The 20,953-nt window shown below is 71.1% G+C and carries 18 protein-coding genes; 11 read left to right on the forward strand and 7 right to left on the reverse strand.

Annotated features, from left to right (window positions below):
* The first annotated feature begins 165 nt into the window (after positions 1-165).
* The 4 genes from ACFCY1_RS22875 (at position 166) to ACFCY1_RS22890 (ending at position 3,682) form a co-directional block, all read left to right on the forward strand.
* Positions 166-1,245 carry an NlpC/P60 family protein gene (locus tag ACFCY1_RS22875; RefSeq protein WP_375875826.1) on the forward strand — a complete coding sequence of 360 codons (1,080 nt, stop codon included), beginning with the start codon at positions 166-168 and terminating at the stop codon, positions 1,243-1,245.
* A gap of 129 nt (positions 1,246-1,374) precedes the next feature.
* On the forward strand, positions 1,375-1,788 hold the full coding sequence (locus ACFCY1_RS22880) for a hypothetical protein (protein WP_375875827.1): 414 nt from the start codon (positions 1,375-1,377) through the stop codon (positions 1,786-1,788).
* A complete protein-coding gene (locus ACFCY1_RS22885) occupies positions 1,785-3,362 on the forward strand; it encodes a hypothetical protein (protein WP_375875828.1) in 1,578 nt (525 codons plus the stop codon). The genes ACFCY1_RS22880 and ACFCY1_RS22885 overlap by 4 nt, the downstream gene beginning before the upstream one ends.
* Positions 3,359-3,682, forward strand: a complete 324-nt coding sequence (locus ACFCY1_RS22890) for a hypothetical protein (protein ID WP_375875829.1) — start codon at positions 3,359-3,361, stop codon at positions 3,680-3,682. The genes ACFCY1_RS22885 and ACFCY1_RS22890 overlap by 4 nt, the downstream gene beginning before the upstream one ends.
* A 482-nt stretch (positions 3,683-4,164) precedes the next feature.
* Here ACFCY1_RS22890 and ACFCY1_RS22895 read toward each other — a convergent pair whose 3' ends face one another.
* On the reverse strand, positions 4,165-4,326 hold the full coding sequence (locus tag ACFCY1_RS22895) for a hypothetical protein (RefSeq protein WP_375875830.1): 162 nt from the start codon (positions 4,324-4,326) through the stop codon (positions 4,165-4,167).
* Between the two features lie 123 nt (positions 4,327-4,449).
* On the opposite strand from ACFCY1_RS22895, the gene ACFCY1_RS22900 reads away from it, so the two are divergent.
* The 3 genes from ACFCY1_RS22900 to ACFCY1_RS22910 all read left to right on the forward strand — a co-directional run bounded on the left by ACFCY1_RS22900 (position 4,450) and on the right by ACFCY1_RS22910 (position 8,005).
* On the forward strand, positions 4,450-6,477 hold the full coding sequence (locus ACFCY1_RS22900; RefSeq protein WP_375875831.1) for a competence protein CoiA family protein: 2,028 nt from the start codon (positions 4,450-4,452) through the stop codon (positions 6,475-6,477).
* A complete protein-coding gene (locus ACFCY1_RS22905) occupies positions 6,477-7,382 on the forward strand; it encodes an HDIG domain-containing metalloprotein (protein ID WP_375875832.1) in 906 nt (301 codons plus the stop codon). The genes ACFCY1_RS22900 and ACFCY1_RS22905 overlap by 1 nt, the downstream gene beginning before the upstream one ends.
* A gap of 221 nt (positions 7,383-7,603) precedes the next feature.
* Positions 7,604-8,005 (forward strand): Imm7 family immunity protein, encoded by a 402-nt coding sequence (locus ACFCY1_RS22910; RefSeq protein WP_375875833.1) that lies wholly within the window; start codon positions 7,604-7,606, stop codon positions 8,003-8,005.
* A 156-nt stretch (positions 8,006-8,161) separates the two neighbouring features.
* On the opposite strand, the gene ACFCY1_RS22915 is transcribed toward ACFCY1_RS22910, so the two are convergent.
* A complete protein-coding gene (locus ACFCY1_RS22915; protein ID WP_375875834.1) occupies positions 8,162-8,566 on the reverse strand; it encodes a hypothetical protein in 405 nt (134 codons plus the stop codon).
* Between the two features lie 68 nt (positions 8,567-8,634).
* Positions 8,635-9,303 carry a recombinase family protein gene (locus ACFCY1_RS22920; protein WP_375875835.1) on the reverse strand — a complete coding sequence of 223 codons (669 nt, stop codon included), beginning with the start codon at positions 9,301-9,303 and terminating at the stop codon, positions 8,635-8,637.
* A 701-nt stretch (positions 9,304-10,004) separates the two neighbouring features.
* On the opposite strand from ACFCY1_RS22920, the gene ACFCY1_RS22925 reads away from it, so the two are divergent.
* Positions 10,005-11,015: a pentapeptide repeat-containing protein gene (locus ACFCY1_RS22925; protein ID WP_375875836.1), complete on the forward strand. Its 1,011-nt coding sequence runs from the start codon at positions 10,005-10,007 to the stop codon at positions 11,013-11,015.
* Positions 11,016-11,140: 125 nt separating this feature from the next.
* Here ACFCY1_RS22925 and ACFCY1_RS22930 read toward each other — a convergent pair whose 3' ends face one another.
* Together ACFCY1_RS22930 and ACFCY1_RS22935 are read right to left on the reverse strand one after the other, a co-directional pair.
* Positions 11,141-14,173, reverse strand: a complete 3,033-nt coding sequence (locus ACFCY1_RS22930; protein WP_375875837.1) for a Tn3 family transposase — start codon at positions 14,171-14,173, stop codon at positions 11,141-11,143.
* Positions 14,174-14,533: 360 nt separating this feature from the next.
* Positions 14,534-15,286, reverse strand: coding sequence for a hypothetical protein (locus ACFCY1_RS22935; RefSeq protein ID WP_375875838.1), 753 nt, complete (start codon positions 15,284-15,286; stop codon positions 14,534-14,536).
* Positions 15,287-16,393: 1,107 nt separating this feature from the next.
* Here ACFCY1_RS22935 and ACFCY1_RS22940 point away from each other — a divergent pair.
* Both ACFCY1_RS22940 and ACFCY1_RS22945 read left to right on the forward strand, forming a co-directional pair.
* On the forward strand, positions 16,394-16,609 hold the full coding sequence (locus tag ACFCY1_RS22940; RefSeq protein WP_375875839.1) for a DUF4158 domain-containing protein: 216 nt from the start codon (positions 16,394-16,396) through the stop codon (positions 16,607-16,609).
* Between the two features lie 13 nt (positions 16,610-16,622).
* On the forward strand, positions 16,623-17,435 hold the full coding sequence (locus ACFCY1_RS22945; RefSeq protein WP_375875840.1) for a hypothetical protein: 813 nt from the start codon (positions 16,623-16,625) through the stop codon (positions 17,433-17,435).
* Between the two features lie 562 nt (positions 17,436-17,997).
* Here ACFCY1_RS22945 and ACFCY1_RS22950 read toward each other — a convergent pair.
* Both ACFCY1_RS22950 and ACFCY1_RS22955 read right to left on the reverse strand, forming a co-directional pair.
* Positions 17,998-18,618 (reverse strand): 2'-5' RNA ligase family protein, encoded by a 621-nt coding sequence (locus ACFCY1_RS22950; RefSeq protein WP_375875841.1) that lies wholly within the window; start codon positions 18,616-18,618, stop codon positions 17,998-18,000.
* Positions 18,611-20,107: a helix-turn-helix domain-containing protein gene (locus ACFCY1_RS22955; RefSeq protein ID WP_375875842.1), complete on the reverse strand. Its 1,497-nt coding sequence runs from the start codon at positions 20,105-20,107 to the stop codon at positions 18,611-18,613. The genes ACFCY1_RS22950 and ACFCY1_RS22955 overlap by 8 nt, the downstream gene beginning before the upstream one ends.
* Before the next feature lie 433 nt (positions 20,108-20,540).
* Between ACFCY1_RS22955 and ACFCY1_RS22960 the strand changes: the two genes are divergently transcribed.
* A complete protein-coding gene (locus tag ACFCY1_RS22960) occupies positions 20,541-20,894 on the forward strand; it encodes a hypothetical protein (protein WP_375875843.1) in 354 nt (117 codons plus the stop codon).
* The last annotated feature ends 59 nt before the right edge of the window (positions 20,895-20,953 follow it).

Below are 20,953 nucleotides of genomic sequence, written 5' to 3' on the forward strand. Positions count from 1 at the left end.
TGATAGTGATCAGGAGTGTGTCGGTGCAGTACGACCTTGCAGGGGCGGGCCGCCGCTGGTCCTCTTCCCCACCTCCGGGTACGCGCGCGTCGTCAGCGCCGGCCCGTCCGGGGCGGTCGGCATCTGACATGCCGTCGGGCACCACACGATCGAGGGACCTGGACCATGCCCAAACGGGCGATCCTGCTGGCGGCGGGCGCGGCCACCGCGCCCGCCGGGGTGCTCGCCCTGGTGCTGCTGATGGCCGCCACCGACACACCGGCCGCCGCGAGCGCTCCCGGGCGCGGACCGTACGGCAGCGCCCTTCGGCCGGGCAGCGTCCCGGCCCGGTACGTCCCGATGATCGAGCGCGCGGCCGGGGCCTGCGACCAGGGCTTGACCTCCCCCCGGCTCGCCGCCCAGCTCCACCAGGAGAGCGGCTTCGACCCCAACGCCCAGAGCCCGGCGGGCGCCCAGGGCATGGCCCAGTTCGTCCCGGACACCTGGCATACCTGGGGCCGGGACGCCGACGGCAACGGTGTGACCAGCCCGTTCGATCCGGCCGACGCGATCGACGCCCAGGGTCGGATGATGTGCTCGCTGATCCGCCAGGCCCGCGACTCCGGCATCGACGCCGACCCGTGGCAGCTCGCGCTCGCGGGCTACAACGCGGGCTGGCACGCCGTCGAAGCCGCCCACGGCATCCCGCCCTACCAGGAGACCCGGCAGTACGTCGCCGCCGTCGTCGCCGCGGTCCCGGACTTCACCGCCCCCCTGTCCGCCGGGCCGCAGGGCCCCGCCGACGGCGCCCTTCCATCGGGGTGGGACGTCCCGGCCGGCACCCACCCGCAGGCCGCCGCCGCGATCCGCTGGGCCCTGGCCCAGCGCGGCGGCTGGTACACCTTCGGCGGGGACTGCGCCGACCCGCTGGGCACCGCCCCCTCCCACCGGTGCGACTGCTCCAGCCTGGTCCAGCAGGCCTACGCCCACGCCGGGATCCGACTGAGCCGCTCGACGTTCACCCAGGTCGGGGAGGGGCAACCGGTCGACCCGGACAGCATCCGGCCCGGCGACCTCGTCTTCACCACCGGAACGGACGGCGGAGGCCCGGGCCGCCCCGGCCACGTCGCCCTCTACATCGGCGACGGCCTCCTCCTGGAGGCCCCCCGCACCGGCCTCCAGATCCGGACGGGCAGCTACCAGGCCTGGAGAGCGGCCGGCAGCGGCCCCGACCAGGTTGTCGCCGTCCGCCGGATCGTCACCTGATCCCCCGTCCGGGTGACCGGATCCACCCACAACCCCCGGGTTGTCCACAGGAACCCGCACCACCGTCCTTGGGGGCGGCCGGATCCGCGACCCTGACCGCCACGACAACACCTGACGAAGGAGTCCGCCATGACGACCGCCTGGTTCGACCGCATCGCCGCCCGACTCGCCGAGCCCGGCATCCAGGGCCCGCTCTCGGCGGCCTGGTCCCTCGCCAACCAGACCGGGTACTGGGCCCTGGCCGTCACCACCGACACAGGCGGTGACACCCTGGCCGCCTGCGGTACCTTCAACCACGCGATCGAGCTCCGCGGCTTCCTGCCGGAGCCCGACGACGGCGACGACCCCGAAACCGACCTCACCTTCGCCGACGGCCGACGGCTCGCCGAATTCCTGGAGCAGGCGGAGCGTCGGCTTTCGGCAGCGGCCGCCACCGCGGCGACGCCGGACGAGACCTACACCGTCCTGGTTGCCGTTCGCCTCCTCGGGCACACCGCCGCCGCCGTGCGCACCACGCTCCGCCCGGCGGAGACCACCCGGTGAGCGCGGAGTTCGGCGAGTTCCTTGTGCTCGCCGGCAGCTACCTCAGCGACGCCGACTACCTGCCGATCGAGCGGAGCTCGGAGCTCTACCGACGGACCGTTGGCCATCAGGTCGCGGATCTGCTGGACCTCTTCCTCGCGGTGGAGACCCGGTACGCCTGGGAACCGGTGGACACCCTCCCCGACCGGGCGCCCACCGGCCCCGGCCCGGCACCGGACAGTGCCTGCCGGGCCCGGCTGCACGTAGCCCTGGCCGAAGCCGCCCGACAGCTCAGAGCCGCCTACGGCAAGCCGCCGGCCCTCACGGCCCTCCAGGCGTTCCAAGCACCCCGGTACGTCCCCCATGCCATCCAGGCCCTGCGCACCGGCCTGGACCTGCTCGCCACCCACACCGATCCCGACGGCCGACCCCTCACCCGGCACGGACTCGCCCTGGAGAGCACACACCTGCGCACCGCCGTCCTGGTCCGCGTCCTCGCTCTCGCCGGAACGGTCGCGGACCTGGTGGGCCGCCTCGGCGCGGCCACCTCCAGCGCGTCCTTCACCGAACGCATCCGTGGCCTCGGCCGGGTCGTCGACCAGCTGGCAGTGGTGCAGCAGGAGGTCCGGGCGCTCGCCGCCGACCCGGACGTCCGGATCGGCGGCGCGGCGCTCGACACCGTACGGCCCCGCGCGCTGCTTCAGCCGGACCCGCCCCGCACCGCGGAGACCCCTGCGCAGCTCAGCGCCGGCGCCGCCGCCTCGGCCGACCGGCTCGCGGACATCAGCTGGCGCGCCGTACAGGTGGGTGACGACTCCCACGCACACACGGCCTCCGCCATGGGCACCGCGGCCTCCAACGCCTTCGCCGTCTACCAGCTGACCCGGTTGCTGTTCACCCACGCTGCCACCCACGCTCCCGCCACCGTGTCCGCCCACCTCGCGTCCGTCCACGCCGCCGATACCGCCTGGGAAGCAGCCGAGCTCGCCTGGCGCCGCGTACGCGCCTGTTGGTTCCCCCTGCGCTCCGCTCCCGACAACACCCTCTCCGCCGTCACCGCGGAGTCGCACGCCCTGGTCGACCGGGTGGGCCGGCTCCTCTACGCCGACCCGGCCTGGCGGCTGTCCCACGGCCACGGGGGACCGACCCGTCAGGCCTGCGACATCGCCGCGGCCCTGCCGGTGTGGAGCGACGCCCTGCGCCAGGTCTCCGCTCGGCTCCAGCACCTCGCCGAAGACCACGCGGTCCTCGCCGAGCGCCTCGCCGACACCCGGCGGCTGGTGATGCGGGCCTCCGGCCCCGGGCACAACCGGCTGCCGGCCCGGCCGCTGCCCGCCGACCGACGTGCCGAGCTCGCCGAGGAGTACCGGTCCGCCGGCCAGGCGAGCGCGGCCGCCGAGCGGGCCCTCGCCACCGTGGTCTCGGCGCTCGGAGCCGACCTCGCCGCCCAAGGCCTCTACCACCGGCTCGCCTCCACCCCCGACCCTCAGGCCGCCGACCGCATCACCCTCAGGCGCTCAGCGGCCCGTCTCGCCGCTACCGGGCAGAACCCGCAACCGACCCGGCGCCCAAGGCGGAGCAGCCTGGGCCTGTGAACTACTGGACCCGTCGGGCGGAGTCCAAGGAAGCGACGTGGCCGACACCGGTGACGTTCCTACGAGGTGCCTCCCCGCCAGTCGGCGCCGACACCTGGACCACCGGCAAGCGCTGTGCCTTCGCCGACGACCCGATCCACAGTCGGCTGCTCGCGCCCGAGCGGTGGGTCGACCTCGTATGTCCGCAGGACCACGCAGCGGCGGTATGCGGCGCCGACTTCGGCGACGGCGGCGAGGCGGCCGATCGCGGAGGCGCCGAGGGCGGCGGCATCGCCGAGCTGGAGGTCGTCCTTCGTCAGCCTCTCAGCCCCGGGCCCTGACCGACGAGGCCACCGGCGAACCCGTCTCCTGTACCCATGCTGACAACAGCCCGTACGATCGGTGTTGGCGAAGGTTCAGAGTCGGCTCGCCGGGGCGCAGCTGAGACAGACAGCCGCTGGGGAGTTGGCCCGGCGTACGTCGGGCTCCGGATTCGAACTGAATGGATTGGCGCACTCTGAGCCCAATCGCAGCAGGTCAGGAAGTGTCGGCCCCGCGCTCGCGGGGATAGCTCCTGCGCCGAGGTCGCGCTCCTGCCACGCGAGATGTCGGCCCCGCGAGCGCGGGGATAGCTCCAGCCGGGCGGTGACCCCGACACGGGCAGTGCACGGTGCCGGTCGGCCGGCTTGGCGATGCCGTTGTGGCCGAGGAGGGGCGTCCAGGCCGTACGAGCTGAGCCTGGGGGCTACCGCCTTGGCGAGGCGGATCGTATCGAGCAACGGCGTCGCGGCCAGGAGGGGGCAGTTCGCTCCCTGGCGGGCGATCATCCCGGCCTCGTGGAGGTGTGGTGGGCGTCGAGCCGGGCCGTCACCTTGGCGGCCGCGGCCGCGCCGACGAGCAGGGCCTCAGTGATGCCGGTCTGCGAGGTGGCGTGCGGGGCGGCGGGGACATTGGTGGTGGGGGAGCTCCGATCCTGCGGGGCCATGAGGCGCTGGCAGCCTCGCCGCCCGGCTGGCTATGGTCTACCCGTCGCTGTGGGGTCGCCTTCCCCCACAGCGTTCCGGGTATCCGCTCGGTTCTCCCACAACTCCGAGGAGCGCACCCCCGCATGGCGTCGGCCAGAGACGAAGAGGACACCCGCAAGGTCCAGACCGCTGTCCTGGGCGGCCCGGACGGATACGATCCTGTCTTCCTCCCCTTCGACAAGAAGCCTGCCGCGAAGCTCCGCGATGCCCACGGCGCCAACGCCTTCACCTGCGGCGTCCTGCTCGGCGGCTGCGGGAAGCCGCTGACCCTGCGGGCATGCGACGACAAGAAGTCCCACTTCGCCCACCGCCCGCCGGTTCGGTGCAGCCGCACCGCCCTCGGTGAGAGCAGCGCCGACCACCTCTACATCGGCAAGGCTCTCGGGGCGTGGCTCCGCAGCCAGGGCCAGACCGGCGTCACCGTGCACTACGCCAGACAGCGGCACGCCCGCAGCGACAGCATCGAGATCACCTTCGGCCCGCGTGACCGCAGGCGCCTCCTGCACGTCCAGATGCTCCGTCGGCCGTTCGCCGACTGGCAGGCCGATGGCCGGAGTCTCTCGGCACGCCACCGCGGTACGCCGCTTGTCCGCATGTACGGCCCGGAGAGCCAGCTCGCACCGTACGAGGTCGAGGCGACGGGGTATGCCCTGCGCTTCCGCTGCGAGACCGAGAACGGTACCCGCACGGTGTCCGTGGGCACCCAACTGCCGGACCACACCGTCGAATGGACCAGCCTCGACCGGTGCCGGCTGCTCCGGCAGGGCGTCCTTACCCCGTCGCTCGAACAAGGGCCCAGCGGTATCCGCCCCCGTACGGAGGCCCACCCCGTGCCGCCCGCGGCGCAGCCGGCGAAGACCCCTGCTGCGCCGCCCGCCGGGCCGGCCACCACGGTCGCGGGCCTCGTGCCCACCCGGCCTGTGGCCGCGGTGGGCCCGGTGTTCCCTCTGGTGCCCGGATCGGTCGCCTTCACCGGTGCCAGGCCCTCTCCCGACGCGGCTCCCGGACGGCGCCGGACCTATGACGCCGAGGCGCAGCCCCGCGGCTCCACGGCTGTCCGGGCCCGAATATCCCTGCCCGGCCCGCAGCCACTCCTCGATCCGCATGCCGTCTACGTGCTGACCGAGGGCGCGGCCCTGGTCGGCGAACCGCGCTCCGCCGACGCGTCCGCACCCTGGTGCCTGCGCGCCGAGCGCATCCGTCGTCTCGGCGACGGGGCCGCGACCGCCTGGACAGCGCTCACGCCCCCGCCACGGGCCGGACGGACGGAGGCCGCTTCCGTCGCTCCCCGCGTCGCATCGGATCCGCCACCGGCGGGCCCCGCCGTCGCCGGGCCGGCCCGCCCCGCTCAGCGGACCGCCGAGGCGCGGACGGCGACTCCGGCCGCGCCTCCCGCCCGGGAGCAGGCCCTGGCGCTGGCGATGACCCGCACACTCGTCGAGATCGCCCGGGCCGGTACGACCATCACCTGGAGCGACCTGCTCGAAGCGAACAACATCCGACCGAAGGACGTCAGCCCCGCCCGTCGCCTCGCCCTGCTGACGCTGGTGGACGGCGAACGCGCGGCGGACCGTCAGCCGCTGCTGTCCGCCCTGGTCACCCTCCCAGCCGACGACCGGTCCACCGACGTGACCCCTGCCTTCTTCCGCCACGTCCTGCAGGGCCTCGACCCGGCCCGGGACACGGACGACGACGCGGTCGCCCGGCTCCGCGCGGAGCACCAGCAGCTCCTGCACCGCACCCACCGCCAGCTGGAGGCCGCAGTGGAGACCGTGCCGACCGCGGCGGCGGAGGAGTCCGCGCGCCTCGAAGCGGTGCTCGACATCCTTGACGGGCAGGAGTCACCGCCGGTCTTCCGCGATCCGTACCGCTCCGCGCTGGACGAGGCCGACCGTCTGGAGCGTCGGATCGGGCGGGCCTACCCGGGGAGCTGCGGGAACGGCTGGACCACTGGCGCACGGTCTTCCGGAACACCCGGCCTCCGGGGCCTCCCGCACCGCCGGTCGTACCGGCTTGGGCCGTTCCGCAGGAAGACGGCCACCAGGCACGGGGACGACTGTGGGGGTTCTCCGGCGATCCCGGCGCCGAGTTCTCCCGCGAGCCACTGCTGATGCTCGGTGCGGTCCGGTGCTGCGCCGAACACGGTCGCGTCGTACCGGCGGAGGTCCTGTCCGCCGTGGCGGCGAACGCGCACCGCGTCTCGGAACTCCCCGCGACGACGGTGTGCGGTGAGTTCAGCGCGCTGCTGACGGCCGGCCACCCTTCCCTGGGGCTGCGCGCACTGGTCGACGGCGGCCTCGCGGCACGCCTGCTGCCCGAGCTGCCGGCCCTGCGTTCGGAATCAGCCCACCACCACCGCCATCCCGATGTCTACGAGCACACGCTGGCCGTGCTGGACCAGGCGGTCGCCCTGGAGACGGACGGCCCGGACCTGGTGCTGCGGCTGGCCGTCCTGCTGCACGACATCGGCACTCCCCGTACCCGGCGTCCAGGGCCGGACGGCCACTCCACCTTCCACCACCACGAGATCGTCGGGGCGAAGACGGCCCGCAAGCGCCTGCGGGCGCTCGGCTACCCCGTCGAGACCGTCGACGGGGTAGCCCGGCTGGTCGAGCTGCACACCCGTTTCAACGGCTATGTCCCGCAGCGGTGGACCGATCCGGCGGTGCGCCGGTACGCACGGGATGCCGGACCGCTGGCCGACCGCCTGCACAAGCTCGTCCGCGCCGACTGCAGCACGCGCGAGACCCGATCGGCCGGGCGCTGGCTGCGTGCGTACGACGAGCTCGAGAGTCGCATCGCGCAGACCGGTGGCGCCGTCGAGGAGCAGCCCCTGCGCCCGGACCTCGACGGCCACCGGATCATGGAGATCCTCGGCCTCCGACCGGGTGCCGCGGTCGGCCGTGCCTACCAGTTCATGTGCGGGCTCCGAGAGGAACGGGGCCCCCTGAGCGCCGAAGAGGCCGAGGCACACCTGAGGGCCTGGTGGGCGGTCCACGGCTCGCCTTCCCGCTGACCGACGGTCCCCGCTCCGTCCTCCGGACGGCTGAGGTCGGTTCCGGTGGTATGGCGGGTAATGGGACTCTGGCCCGGAGATTCACATGGACCCGGGCAGAGCCTTGAAACCGGGCCGGTGTCGCTCCGGTTCCTCACCTGGTCGACGGTCGGACAACGTGGGGATCCGGGTGAGCGGGAATCGGGTGGGTCGCTGATCGGCTGCTCGGTAGGTTGCGGCGCATGTTCGAATACCACGGCTGGATCAAGGTTCTGGAGAGCGCCACCCTCGACGACGAGGAGTATGACGACGATCGCTTCCGATTGGTCGTCGGGGGCATCGAGGAGCGGATCCGGGAGATCGACAGCCCTTACCTGCTCGATCTGCGGTGGATGAACGGGAAGGTGTTCATTCACTTCGGGGGTTTCCCGAACCACCGTGACGCGGAGATCCCGGCGTTCTTCCGCGAGGTCGGTGAGCGGGCGCAGGGCTCCTATGGTCTGCTGCATGTGCGCGACGACGAGGACCCCGGTCGTGAGAACGAGGTCCTCGTCATCAGGATGGTCCGCGGGCGGGTGAGCGAGCACGTGGATTCGCTGCTGTCGCCCTGCATCCCCGTGCTGGAGGGCCCTGTGCTCGCATAGCTACGGCAAAGTGACAAGTAGCGCAGAGTGACGAACGAAGCGCTCGGTGACCGTCTGGCCGAGTTGGAAAGGGTCCCGTCCGGCAGAGGGGGCGCTACACGTCGAGGCGTGGGCACTGGCCCGCCTTGGCCACGCGGATGCGCATCTGTCGGGTGCTCACTTGGCCACCCTGGGGTTGACGGCGCGGCCGGTGGCCAAGATGGCCGCCAGGGTGGCCACCGGAAAGACGGCCATGGCCGTCCACATGGCCGTCGTGGCGCCGTCGTAGCCGTCGGCGCCCACCACGGCGGCGAACCCGAGCGCAAGCATGGCCATCGGCCACATCCCGACCTTGGAGCCGAGCGCGATCAGCAGCATCACCGTGAGCAGACCGACGACGGCCGCGCCGACGGGGAGCGTGACCCACGCCCAGGCCATGGTCCCGGAGTAGCCCCCGAGCACGGCCACGTAGTGGAGAGAGTGCAGGGACGGGGCCAGCGTCAGGGCGCCAAGGGCTGCGGCCCCGTAGGCGCAGGCCATCCAGCCGCCCCGGGGGCGGTCATGCCGCGTGTGGGGATTCACGGGCGTTTGCTCCGATCGTTGAGTCTCGGGGTCGCTTCGGGTGTCAGTCGGTGGGTGCGGGGAGTGGGCTATCGGTTGCCGCCGCCGTTGAGCTGGGCCGGGATGCGGCTGGTGCGGAGCTCGCGCAGGTCGGGGATGTGGTTGTACAGCGTGCCCGGGCTGACCTTGAGGAGCTTGGCGATCGCGGTGATCGACAGGTCGGGGTTGGGCAGCATGTCGCGCGCGGCCTTGATGATGTCGGCGTCGACGGAGGGCCGGCCGCCGACCTTGCCGCGGGCGCGGGCGGCGGCCAGGCCCTCGCGGGTGCCGGAGACGATCAGCTCGCGGATGAACTCGGCGAGGGCGGCGAAGACGTGGAAGATGAGCCGGCCGCCGGGGGTGGTGGTGTCCAGGCGCTCGTGCAGCGAGGTGAAGCCGATTCCGCGGCTCCTCAGCTCGCCGACCATGTTCACCAGGTCCTTCAGCGAGCGGCCGTAGCGGTCGAGCGCGGGGACCACCAGGGTGTCGCCGCTCTGGAGGAAGGCGTGGCACGCCTTCAGCTCCGGCCGCAGGTCGTCCTTGCCGGACTTCTTGTCGGCGAAGATGCGACGGCAGCCGGCTTCGGTGAGGGCGTCGAGCTGGCGGTCGAGTTTCTGTCCGCCGGTGGACACCCGTGCGTATCCGATGCGGATCTCGGTCCGCACGGCCGGTTCGGCGACCAGGAGTTCGAACGGGTCGGGTTCAAGTGGCGTGCTCACGCCCGGAATTCTGACAGAAAACGGTGACTGGGGGTTCTTGAACAGCCCGGGTTGTTGAAGGAGTTTTTGAAGGCCCTGGGAGCCTTTTCGATCTTGAACCGGAGATCTTCAGATAACGAAGGTTTTTTGAAGATCGCCAATTGGAGTGGCACCGTTCGGATGTGGGCTGCGCGCATGGGGGCCGTGAGTTCGCATCAAAGGCTATGTTGAGGCATGGAGTTGCGGAGACTCCCTGGGGAGGGGATCCATGGAGGTGTGGCAAGCGTGCCTTTGGGGCCTGGTGGGTGTGGCGCTCATCGAGGCGTACGGCCTGTGGTCGGCAACACACACACCTAAGAAGCCCCAGTGGCCGTGGACTGACGGCGATGGCAATCCGGTGTATCGCGGCTACGTGGTCTCGGTCGTTTGTCGGTGTGCGATGGGGGTCTTGCTGAATGCCGCTTATGCCGCGTCGCAGCAGATCACCGGTCCACTCGCCGCTGTCACGATCGGGATTGCAGCGCCGTTGTTCATCGCACAGATGGCGGTACGAGGCGAGGCGCCATCACCGGCGGCGCCAACAGCGCCACAGATGGGCGTAGAGGCTGCGAGCGTCCAGACAGCGGGAGGCTCGGCGCAGGTGCCGCCTCGGCGCGCGCCCGGGAAGTCGAGCGCCGAGGCGGTGCAGGAGGGGACTCTCGATGGCCACTAAGCGTCGGTTCGTGCTGGAACTGAAGGGGCCTCTATCTACACTACGCGGACCGGTTGTCCTGCCGCCGCAATCGAGCGGGTGGGGATGGGTACGAGCCGCGTTGGCTTTCCAGCCTGCTCGCCCGGAACTCAAGACTTCGCACCGCCCCGAGACCCTCGGGACCAATCGTGCCAAGGACACTGGCACGCCCGTGCTCGCGCCGACCCCCTCAAGCGGGAAAACCGACCGACAGAGCGCCGTCGCGATCATCGAAGGCGCCACACCACAGGTTCGCTTGGCCCTCCGCTCCCATCCGGTGGTGAACGCCACCATCATCAGTGATCTTCTGGCTCACGCCCTCGACCTCGCTCGCAACCGTAGTGAAGGCCTGGAACGCGCCCGCGAGCTCGCCCGGAACATTCGCGCGGCCCATGAGCGCGCCTACACCCGGGCCACTCCCACCGAGGATGATCACGCCGTCAGATTCGCCCTCAGCCAGGCTCACGACCGCGGACGTGACCTCACCCGCAGTACTCGGCCTTATTTCCTCAACCACGTTGTCGAGGCCATCGAACACGCCCACGTCCTCGCCCTCGGCATTGCCTTCGAAAGCACCGGCGACCTCGCCCTTGATCTAGAACACGCCCAAGTCCTCGCCCGCGGCCTCGCTTTCGAACGTGCCCGCGACAAAGCCCTCGATCGCGCTCCGGGCCGTGCCTGCGATCTCGCCAGCGAGCTTGTCCACGAGCTCGAACGGGTAGTCGGCGGCATGTTCGGCTTGAACAACGTCGAACGGCTCGCCGAGCTACTCAGGCGCGGCGTCCTGGACGACTTCACAAGGGCTGACCTCACCAACACCGATCTCTCGGGAACTGACCTGTCAGGCGTTCTTTGGTCGGAAGCAGGAACCCGATGGCCGCACGGGATGGACATCGAGAGGCTGCGGAGAATCTCTCGGAGTTCCTCATTGGTTCTGGGCGCTTATGTGATCTTGCCGGCCGAAGGGTCGAGCAGGACAACCGAAACCACGGTTCTTCGGTGAGGTCTGCACGCTGCGTTGTCCCGTGTCGGGTGACGCAGCCGGCACTGACCACCATGTAGGCGCTGCCGCGACGCCGGAGGGCGGCCACCAACCTGGTGGCCGCCCTCCGGCGTGAACACGGGATCTCACAGGGTCGGTACCGGCTGTTCGCGGGAGGTGCGTTGGCCGGGGATGGTTGCGGGCGGCTTGAGGTCGAGCCGGTTGCTCATGTCCAGCTCGAACCGACCGTACGGGTTCACGTGCGTCCAGAACAGCGGCGACAGCCCCCTGCGGTCGGCGTCGGTGAGCCGGTCGGCCCACTTCGGCTCGGCCAGGACCTGCTGCATGAGCAGGGTGTTGACGTGGACCAGGGCAGACTGGAGCAGGTGCAGGGCCAGCATGCTGACCTCCTGGCTCTCCTTGTCCTTGCCGGTCAGGTCGCCGTCCTTGCCGTAGAACAGGTCCTGGTTGGCCGAGTTCCAGTTCTCCACCACCTGCAGTCCCTCGTTGATCTCCTGGCGCATGTCGGCGTCGGCCAGGTAGTCGCAGACGAACGCCGTACGCACCACGCGGCCCAGCTCCTCGATCGCTTGGTAGGTGGGGTGCTTGGGGCCGCCCTTAGTGAACCGGCGAAGCACCTGCTCGGCCTCGGCGGTGCCCAGGCGAAGCGCGGTGGTGTACTTCACGATCTGGTCGTACTGCTGGGCGATCAGCTCCCAGTCGATCGTCTTGGTGGACAGCACAGGCGCGAGGTTGGGCCAGTTCGCGTCCTCACCGGCCGCCGGCCGGTACAGCCGGGCGGAGCCGATGTTCTTCAGCCGGGGCATCAGCTTGAAGTCGAGCATGTGCGCGAAGGCGAACCCGACGATCGAGGCGTCGTGGGTGTCGGTGTACTGCCGGTCGACCTCCATGTCGGTGCAGTGCCGCAGCACGCCCTCGATCATCGAGGCGACCTCGGACGCCGAGCAGGACTTGACCTGGCTGTAGATACACACCGACTTCCGCTCGACGTGCCAGTAAATCATCACGCCGGGGCCCCGGTAGCGCTGGTGCCACTCGGTCATCAGGTTGGAGGACCAAGAGCCGAACTTGCGGCTGTCGGAGGCGCACGCCGTCCCGGTGCCCCACCACATCTCGTCGCGGGCGGCGAAGGTGGCGTTCACCAGCTTCACCACGGCAGCGCGCATGTTGGCCCGGTTCACGAACAGGTGCCGCACCCGCCGCAGCGTCGCCTCGCTCTCGCCGTGCTTGCCGGTCACCGCGACCCGCTTGATGCCCATGTTGGTGCCCAGGGCGAACAGCACCAGCAGCAGCCGGCGCCGCAGCACCTCCTTGGACGTGGTCTCGCGGGTGGCCACCGAGGCGAACTCAGCGGTGAAGTCGGTCTCGAACTCGGCGTACTTCAGCATGTCCAGGAGGTCGATCGTCCCCCAGCGCCGCTCGATCTCACCCTTGACGGCGACCAGGTTCTCCGGCTCCTCCTGCTTGGCCAGGGGCGACACCTTGATCCACGGGTTGCCATGCTTCTTGGTGATCGACACCCCGCCGGTGGTACCGGTCGCCAGCGCCTGCTCGAAACGGTCCAGCGAGCCGCGGAGCTTCTTCTGCAGCTCGGCGACGAACTTCGCCGGGTCCTGCGGCTGGCGGATCGCGTCGTAGTGGACGTCCCGGTTCTCTTCGAAGTCCTGCGGCAGATCGTCCTCCGGGTTGCGCCACCGGTTCGCGCCCTCCACCCAGATCTCCCGGCGCCGCAGCGCATCCCGCAGCTTGACCAGCACGCACAGCTCGTACGGGATGCGCTCGACCCGGCCCTTGTCGTCCACCACCGCCGCCCGCCAGTGGTCGGGCACCACGTCCTCCAGCGGGACCGTCTCCGCCGGGTCGAAGAACGCGCCCTCCTTCAGCGGCTGTTCCAGGTACCGCTCCAGCAGGTCGATCGCGTCCATCACCGGCCGGTAGTGGTCGTTGTTGCACTTCAGCGTGAGCGACCGCAGCAGCGGCGAGAGCATCCGCCGCCAGTGCCCCGAGTAGGAGGACCGCAGCACGGTCCGCACCCGGGCCTGGTACTTGCGCTCGTTCGCAGCCGCCTCGGCCGCCAGCGCCTTGAGCGTGCGCTCGCCGCCGACCACCGGGTAGATCACCCGTCGAACCGTCCCGGACGGCTCGGCCAGCGCGGCCTCCGCGACCCGCAGCATCATCGCGTCCTTGCCGCGGACCTTCTTCAACTCGTTGGTGAACTCCTTGTCCACCCTCTTCTCCGCCCGGGTGTTGATCCGCAGCACCAGCTGGGTGAACAGGTCCACCAGCGAGTCGGTGATCTCGGCCTCCTGCACGTGGCACAGCGCCGACAGCAGCGTCCAGCGCATCTCCGGCTTCATCCGGGGCGGCAGCAGGTCCGCCGGATACTCCTTCGAGGCCCGGGCCCGCCAGGAGTCCACCAGCTTCTCCGACACGTCCGCGAACAGGTCCGCCGGCAGCCCCAGCCGCCGCACCCGCGCGAGCTTGTCGATCTCCGCGAGGAGGCTCTCCAGGCCCGGCGCCCCAGGGTCGGCCTTCAGCTCGGCGAAGAACACCCGGCCACCACCCACGGCCGCCTGGTCGCCGTCCGCTCCGTCCTCCTGCTCGGCGCCGGTCACCAGGTCGTCCAGCCGCGAGCGAGTGATGTGCGAGAGCCAGCCCACGGTCCGGCGGCAGAACTGCGTCTCGAAGTCCTTGACCGCCCTGGCCACCAGGCGCCGTACCTGCCCGGGGGCCGGCGGCTCGATGCGGTCGTTGCGGCACCGCGCGACCACCGCCTCGGCCAGACGCTCGCGGGACAGCTCCACCGGGCACAGTTCCGTGGAGAGCCACTCGGCCAGCGTCGCCTGGTCGTCCTCAGTGTTCTCCCGGAACCCGAAGCCCTCCCGGATCTCCATCCGGTGCCGCTTGATCGTCCGGCTCGCCCAGTCGTAGGCCGCCCACTCCTCGGCCGGCACCTTCACCTGCTGGGCTACGTACGCCACCGCCGCATGTGGAACCTCCTCGGGGGCTTCCGGGAACCGGGCCTCAACCTCGAAGAACTTCAGCAGCAGGGCGAAGCCCAGTCGGGTCGCCCCGGACTTGTTCCGCAGCCTCTTCGTGTCGTCTTCGAGCAGGGTCCAGACCTCGATCAGGTCCTCCGGCTCCCAGTCCTGCCGCACTCCAAGCCCCTCACCTCGACCCACCGTGATCGCGGTCAGAGTGACGCGGGCACATCAGCCCGGGGACGAAAACACCCGAACCCGTGACAACAGCCCGTCAGATCGGCTACAGAGAGCTACTTGTCACTTCGCCGTAGCTATGCGAGCACAGGGCCTGGAGGACCGGTTCCAGGGATAGGACGTGAGGTCGGTCAGCCCTGCTTCACGGGACGTCGCCGCCGTCCGTCCGCTTCGGCGCCGTCCTGCCGACCCGTCCGGGGCCATCCACCGGGTGGTGCTTCCTGGAGTGCCAGGCCGTGCTGCTGTACCTCGGCCCGCTGCGTCCGGTTCGCGGTTCCTGGGAGTGTTCGGAAGCGCTGGTCAGCGGCTGGCGAGGTGGCGGGATGTGAGTTCGAGGTCCTCGAGCTGGGCGGTGGTCAGGCGTCGGGCCTCCCAGATGACCGAGGCCATGTCCGCGGCCCGGGAGTGGAGCGGCGGCAGGTCGTCCGGCAGGCGGACGCCACCGAGCGCGGCCAGGTCGGAGACAGGGAAACCGAGCACGCCCGCGAAGCCGGCCACGAGCTCGGGGGTCGCCTCGACGATGCCGCGGCCCACCCCGCCGATGGTGGACGGCGACAGGTAGATCCGCCCGTCGGTGACCGCGTACAGGGCCTTCGCGGTGCTTGACCATGTGAGGTTCCGACTGTGAGTGAGCTTCAGGAGCGCCGCGCCGAAGCCCGGCCTGTACCGGTGGTACGGCCGGTCGACCCCGCCACGTCCCTCCCTCTCCACCAGGGGCTGTGCCCGGATCGCGTCCAGCAGCACCCGCCGGTGCTCGGCGGGCATGACCATCGTGTTGTGGATGACGGAACCGACCGACCAGTTCGGATCGCGGGTGACCGGTGTCAGGTCGTCGGGTACCGATTGTCCGGCGAGAACGAACAGGTCGGCGGCGTGCAGCCCGAACACTGGCCCGAGGTCCCTGAGTAGCCGTCCGGTCGGCGGACGCCCGTTGAGAACGGCCTGGAGTTCTGCCGGGGCGGTGCCGGCCGCTGCCGAGAGCGCGGTGGAGTCGAGCGCCCGGTGTTCTGTCAGGTGTGCCAGAAGCGCGTCGAACCGCAGCAGTCCTGTCATGTCGTCAGACTATCGGCGGCCGTGAGGGGCGGTGCTGGTGCTTGGTGGTTGGTGGGAAAGCGCGCGTCGGGGGTCGGCCTGGCGACCGGGGCATGCGCAGGGTGGAGCGGGGTGTTGTGTGGGTGGGGGGCCGGGGGTGATCGGGCAGCAGGGGCGGGTTGCCGTGCACCGGCTACCCGACCAACCGGTGCCGGGCTCGGCGGCGTCCTTGACTGGGACAGGGTTCGGGGACGTGATCGACTTCTTCGTCCTCGCGGGCGCCGGGACCTGGGAACAGCAGCCCGGGCGATCGCCCGGAAATCGCGGTGTGCGGGTACAGGCGGCCGGGCGGTGGGAGCCCGGTGACGATGGCCGGGGCCCGCTGCACCCGGCCGCCGCCGGAGGGCTCCGTTGTTGGCCGGGTCGCGGTCGACAACGTGTCTGCAGGCCTTGACGCACCGGTACCCCGATGTGCTCCGGCCCTGTGGGTGTGCGGCGGGAGCCACCCGTCGGACACCTTTCCAACGGGTGCAGGGTCGCAGTGCCACTCCAGAGTGACTTTCTATAACAGCCCTAGGCCTTAGCCATGCACTTAGCCGTCGCCGCGCGCGCCCCTCACGTACGCGTGGAAATGGCGGTTCGGAAGGCTGGCCAGGGTAGTTGGTGACGGTAAGGCTGTTATAGAAAGTCATTTCTGAGGGATCTGGACGACGCGTCTCCATGGAGAGTCGTTCTATCAGGAGCCCGAGAGATTCCCTCCTGACGGAGTCCGGGAAGGGGTCAGTGGAAGACGAGGACGTGGCCGCCCTCAATTGGGCCAAAGTCCAGGAACGACCCCTGACGGCGACGGGTCCGCCGCCGCGCCGACAGCCTTGTCTCGGGGGCGAGGAACATCGGAGCGACACTGGCGCTAAACCCTCTCCACACTCTCCAGAGCCCGTTGACCTGCGCTTTCATGGTGGCTGAACCGTCGGAGGTCGCGTTGCTCAACCGCCTCGCGGTTCGGGGTGCCGGTCGAGTTTCTGACGGATGAGCAGGCCGCGGGGTACACGGCGTTCCGACGGACGCCGGCCCGCTCGGAGCTGGAGCGGCTCTTCCTGGACGCCCCGGACCGGGACCTGGTACCCGGTGGAGTCGAAGCGGCGGGCGCACAACCGGCTGGGCTTCGCCGCCCGGCTGACGACGGTGCGTTACCTCGGGGTGTTTCCTGGACGACCCGGCCGACGTGCCGACGAAACCGCAAAGTACCCGGCCGAACACCTGGACATCGAGGACGCCTCGCTGCTGGAGGCGCACGGCGAGCGGGAGAACACCCGGCTCGACACCTCCCCTACCGGCCTGTGACACCCTGGGCCCCATGCACATCCCAGCCGGCGAGCCCACCTCCGAGGAAGAGCTCCCAGTCCTCCGCCCCGACCCCAAGCAGGTGCTCGCCGACTGGCTGACGACCACCCCGCTCGGCGACAGCGCCCGGCTGAACTACCCGCGCGAGGTCATGCGCTGGATCGCGTACATCGGGGACCGGGTCTGGACCGCCGGCGGCCGCGACGTCAGGAACTGGACCGAGGGCGCGGACAACGCCCGTACCCGCGCCTTCCTCGTCAGCGCGGTACGCGGCTTCTACCAGCACGCCCAGAGGTTCGACTCCGGCATCGTCAACCCCGCCCCCAAGACCCTGCGCCCCTCCGTCGCCGACCTCCCCGGCCGCCCCGCCCTCACCCGCGCCGAGTCCACCCTCTACGTCTCCGCCCTGGACCGCTACAGCGGCCTGATGCCCCACCGTGCCCGCGCGCTCGGCTACCTCGTCCTCGGCCGCGGCCTGCGCGCCCACCAGGCCGTCGCGCTCGACGTCGAGGGCATCGTGCGCGAGCAGCACCGCACCACCGCCCTCGTCACCCTCAAGGGCGGCGGCACCGAGTTCCAGGAGCTCCCGGCGCCCGTCGCCCTCGCCGTCGAGGACTACCTGCCCCACCGCCGCACCGCCGCCCCCCACAGCAGCCCCGAGGCCGGCCCGCTGCTCACCAGCGGCCGCGGCCGCCGACTCGACCCCGCGCCCAGCGTCCGCGACCTCCTGCGCGCCGTCGCCTCCACCCACCCCCAGCTCACCCACCTCACCGACACCCTCACCGCCGACGGCCTCGCCGCCAGCCCCAACCCCTTCCTGGGGTAACGGGTCGAGACCTGTAGGAACGAAAACCGGCGCTCAGTGGGCTTTTCAGCCGTGAATTCAGCTGGTGGGTCTTGTTCTGCGGGCCGTAGGGTCGACCTGGCTACCGTGACTCCGAAAGACTGATGGGGCAGCAGTGTCACCGGTGTACAGCTGTCCGCCGGAACTGCGCGGGTTCCACAGAGCCGCGCTGGCCCTGCCCGCGCCGTCCACGCGCCGGCCGGCGTCCGGGCGGCCGCCACCGTCACCGAGCTGCTGCGCTCGACCGTCAGGACGGACGGGCGCAGCGCGGCATCGCGGCCCAGTTCCTCGTAGGGCGCCACGGTTCGCAGGCGGCTGCACGGGTGGAGCTGGGCATCGCGAAGTCGACGCCGAGCGAGCTGTTGTCGGGTAGTTGAGGGAAGAGGTGTGAATGTCCTGTCTCGCTGGGCCGAGCGCCGCTGGCTCAGCAGCCGGGTCGGCGTTCAGGCCCGAAGGCCCGGGCCGGTGTGGGATCGGGCGGCAAGGAGAGTGGGACAACGGGCTCCGGCGCTCCTGGCCGGCCTGAGCCTGAACCTGGCGCTGTTCAGCCGAGCGTGACGCGGGCGGCGGTCTCCCACTCGTACATCCGCCGGTCGCGGCCGAGGACGATGAGTTCGGCGGCGGTGACGCGGGCGGTGGCCGGGTAGGTGGTGACGCCCGCGAGGGCGTCGGCGGCCGGTCGGGCCGGGCCGGCGGCGTTGGAGTAGGCCACCGAGACGTGGGGCCGGAAGTTGTCGGCGGGCTCGGGGACCTCGGGCCAGACGTCGGCGATGGCCGCGCGGATGGCGGTGCGGACGGCGCGCACGGGCTCGGCCGGGTCAACGGTGAGGAGCAGGGCCTCGGGAGTGACGATCGCCGGGCCCAGGGCGAGGTCGAACGCGGGGATCTTCGCGAGGTGGTGGGCGGCGGCGCCGGCGATGGCGCGCGCGTCGGCCTCGCTGACCTCGGCGGTGGAGCCGAGGCCCTGCATGGTGAGGTGAAGCCAGCGGTCGGGGACCAGGTCGAGGCCGGGGACGTCGGCCAGGGCGTGGCGGTAGTCGGCGGCCAGGCGGTGGACGTCGTCGGCGCCGTCGAACGTCAGGTGCCAGGTGTACCAGCGGGTGCCCGGTTCCCAACCCGGGCGCCACCACCAGTGATCGGCCATGCGCGCAGGGGTGTCAGTCATGGTTGCTGATCCAATCACTGTCCGGGCCGGCGAGGCAGAGGGCGAGTTTGGCTTCGCGGACGGCGGTTTCCACGACGGCTTGCAGGCGGCGTCCGGCGGCGCTGTTGCCCATGGGCGATCCGGCGGCGTCCCGGGCGAGGTCGCGCAGGCGCCGGCGGACGGGGGCGGTGCGGTGTTCGGCGGGCAGTGCGAGGACGGGGGCGAGTGCGTCGAGGACGCCTTCGGGTTCGTCGGCGAGCAGGTGGGCTCCGGCGCGGGTGATGTGGAGCTGGGCGATGGTGCCCAGGGGCCGGATGTCCTGGCGCTGGAGAGCGGCGAGGCCGTGGTCGGCGTGGGCCAGCGCCCGGGTCGGGTCGTCACCGCGCAGGCAGATGCCCGCCCCGTAGTTGGCCAGCCGTCCGTCCGTGCAGGCGAACAGCCCGCCGACCTGGTCGTGGAAGGCGTTGGCGAGATCGAGCCCGGCGGCCTCTTCGGCTCGGCCGAAGGCGGTCTTCGCCTCGGCGTGCGCACCGACTTCCGCCCACGCGTCCGCGGCCTGGCAGTGGAGCAGCACGGTGACGGTTCCGGGTGCCTGGAGGGCGGCGCCGTGTTCGGCGTGCCGGATGGCCGCGCGATACTGCCCGTCCCAGTACGCGAGCTTGCTGCGGGTGGCGGCGACCCATGCCTGGAGGCCCCGGTCGCCGGCCATCTCGGCGGCCACCATGGCGGCGCGGATGTGTGTTCCGGCCTGCCGCGTGTGTCCGAGGTCGCTGGTCATCCAGGCCATCATCGCGGCGAGGTAGCCGGCGGTCGCGAAGAGTTTCTGGCGGTGCTCCAGGTTCTGGTGCCCGTACAGCAGGTCCCAGACGCGGACGAGTGATCTGTGGGTCTGCCCGTAGACCTTCAGCGGGTCCTGGGCCATGAGGTAGTCGGCGGCGAAGCCGCGGGTGTCGGCGGCGTACTGCTCCACGCTGACCGGCCCGCAGTTGGGGACCTCGGCCCACTGCGTCCACTGCGCCGACTCGTCGGCCGCGGTGTGGATGAGCTCGGCGCCGGTGAGCGGCACGTCGGGCACCGGGGGGAGGGGCGCCGCAACGGCCGTGGCCGGATCGCCGGCGGCCTGGTGTCGCAGCACGCGCAGATCGGACTCGGGCAGGGCGCGGCGGTCTTCCAGATCCAGCAGGTCTTCCAGGGAGGCGCCGTAGAGCTCGGCGAGGACGGTGAGCACCCGCAGGGTGACCCGTCGGCCCGCCGCGGCCGGCCACTTCTCCCATTTGCCGAGAAGGGAGGCGTCCGTCGCGGGCCCGGCAGCGCCGACGGCGTTGTTGAGTCGGTCGGCCGCCTCCTGGAGAGTCCAGCCGTGGGCGTGGCGCCAGGCCTCCCGCGGACGGCAGCCGAAGCTGGTGCGCATCTCGGCGGCGATCGTCGCGATCGGGGCGCCGACGGCGAGGAGTTCGGTGCGGAGCGAGTCCCGGTGGGTCTTGGATCCGGGCTTGGGGCGTGGAGGCATGGTGGCTCCCGGATGGGTGCGGTGAGCGGCCTGACCACCTCACCGTAGCGACCCGACTACGCCACATGGGTCACGCTCCGCGATTTCCACATGACGCACTGTCCTCTTCTGGGCCTGCTCCGAAACTCCCGCCCAGGTGAGCGAGCTGACGCCGGTCCGGAAAAGGCGGTCACCGCTGCCCGTGACCGCAGCGGGTCGAAGACGGGACCGTAGTGCCACCGCCGTTCACTGCGCGTCCGCTCTCGGACGGCAGGGGCGCGATTCGAAGGAAGGCACCATGCTGTCGAAGTCCGCCGCCATCGCCATCGCCGCGAGCACCGGCCCGGAGGAGAAACCGCAGGCCCTGGAGGACCTGGTGCTCGCGGAGGGCGTCGACCAGGAGTGGTAGTCACCGCCCGCTTCCTGAACCGGGATGTCCTCCCTGGGGGATCCGATGAATCATCTGTACGTCGGCCCGACGCTGCGCCCGCGCGAGCCCGTGCTGCGGCACCCGCGAGTCCGGGTGCACCGCCCGGCCCGGCACGGCGACCTGTTCGCTTCCTCGATCGCCGACGGCGACCGGATCGTGCCGATCGACGGGGTCTTCCACTACGCGCTCCAGCACTTCGGCAAGCACCTGCTGGAGAAGGGCGATCTCGTCCTCGCGCGGTCTCATCTGCGGGAGGCGTTGCGGCTGCGGATCGCCAAGAGGGACACCGGGCTGGTCCAGTCCACCCAGTCCGCGCTCGACCGCGTCGAGGCGCGGATAGGCCAGACCGTCGCCGGCCTGGCCGCCGGGCGGGAGTGACGCACCGAGCCGTAGGCTTCCAGTTTCAACTGCGCTTACTGGCAGCACAGTTAACTGTT

It is taken from the genome of Kitasatospora sp. NPDC056273 (assembly GCF_042268845.1).
Classification (GTDB): Bacteria; Actinomycetota; Actinomycetes; order Streptomycetales; family Streptomycetaceae; genus Kitasatospora.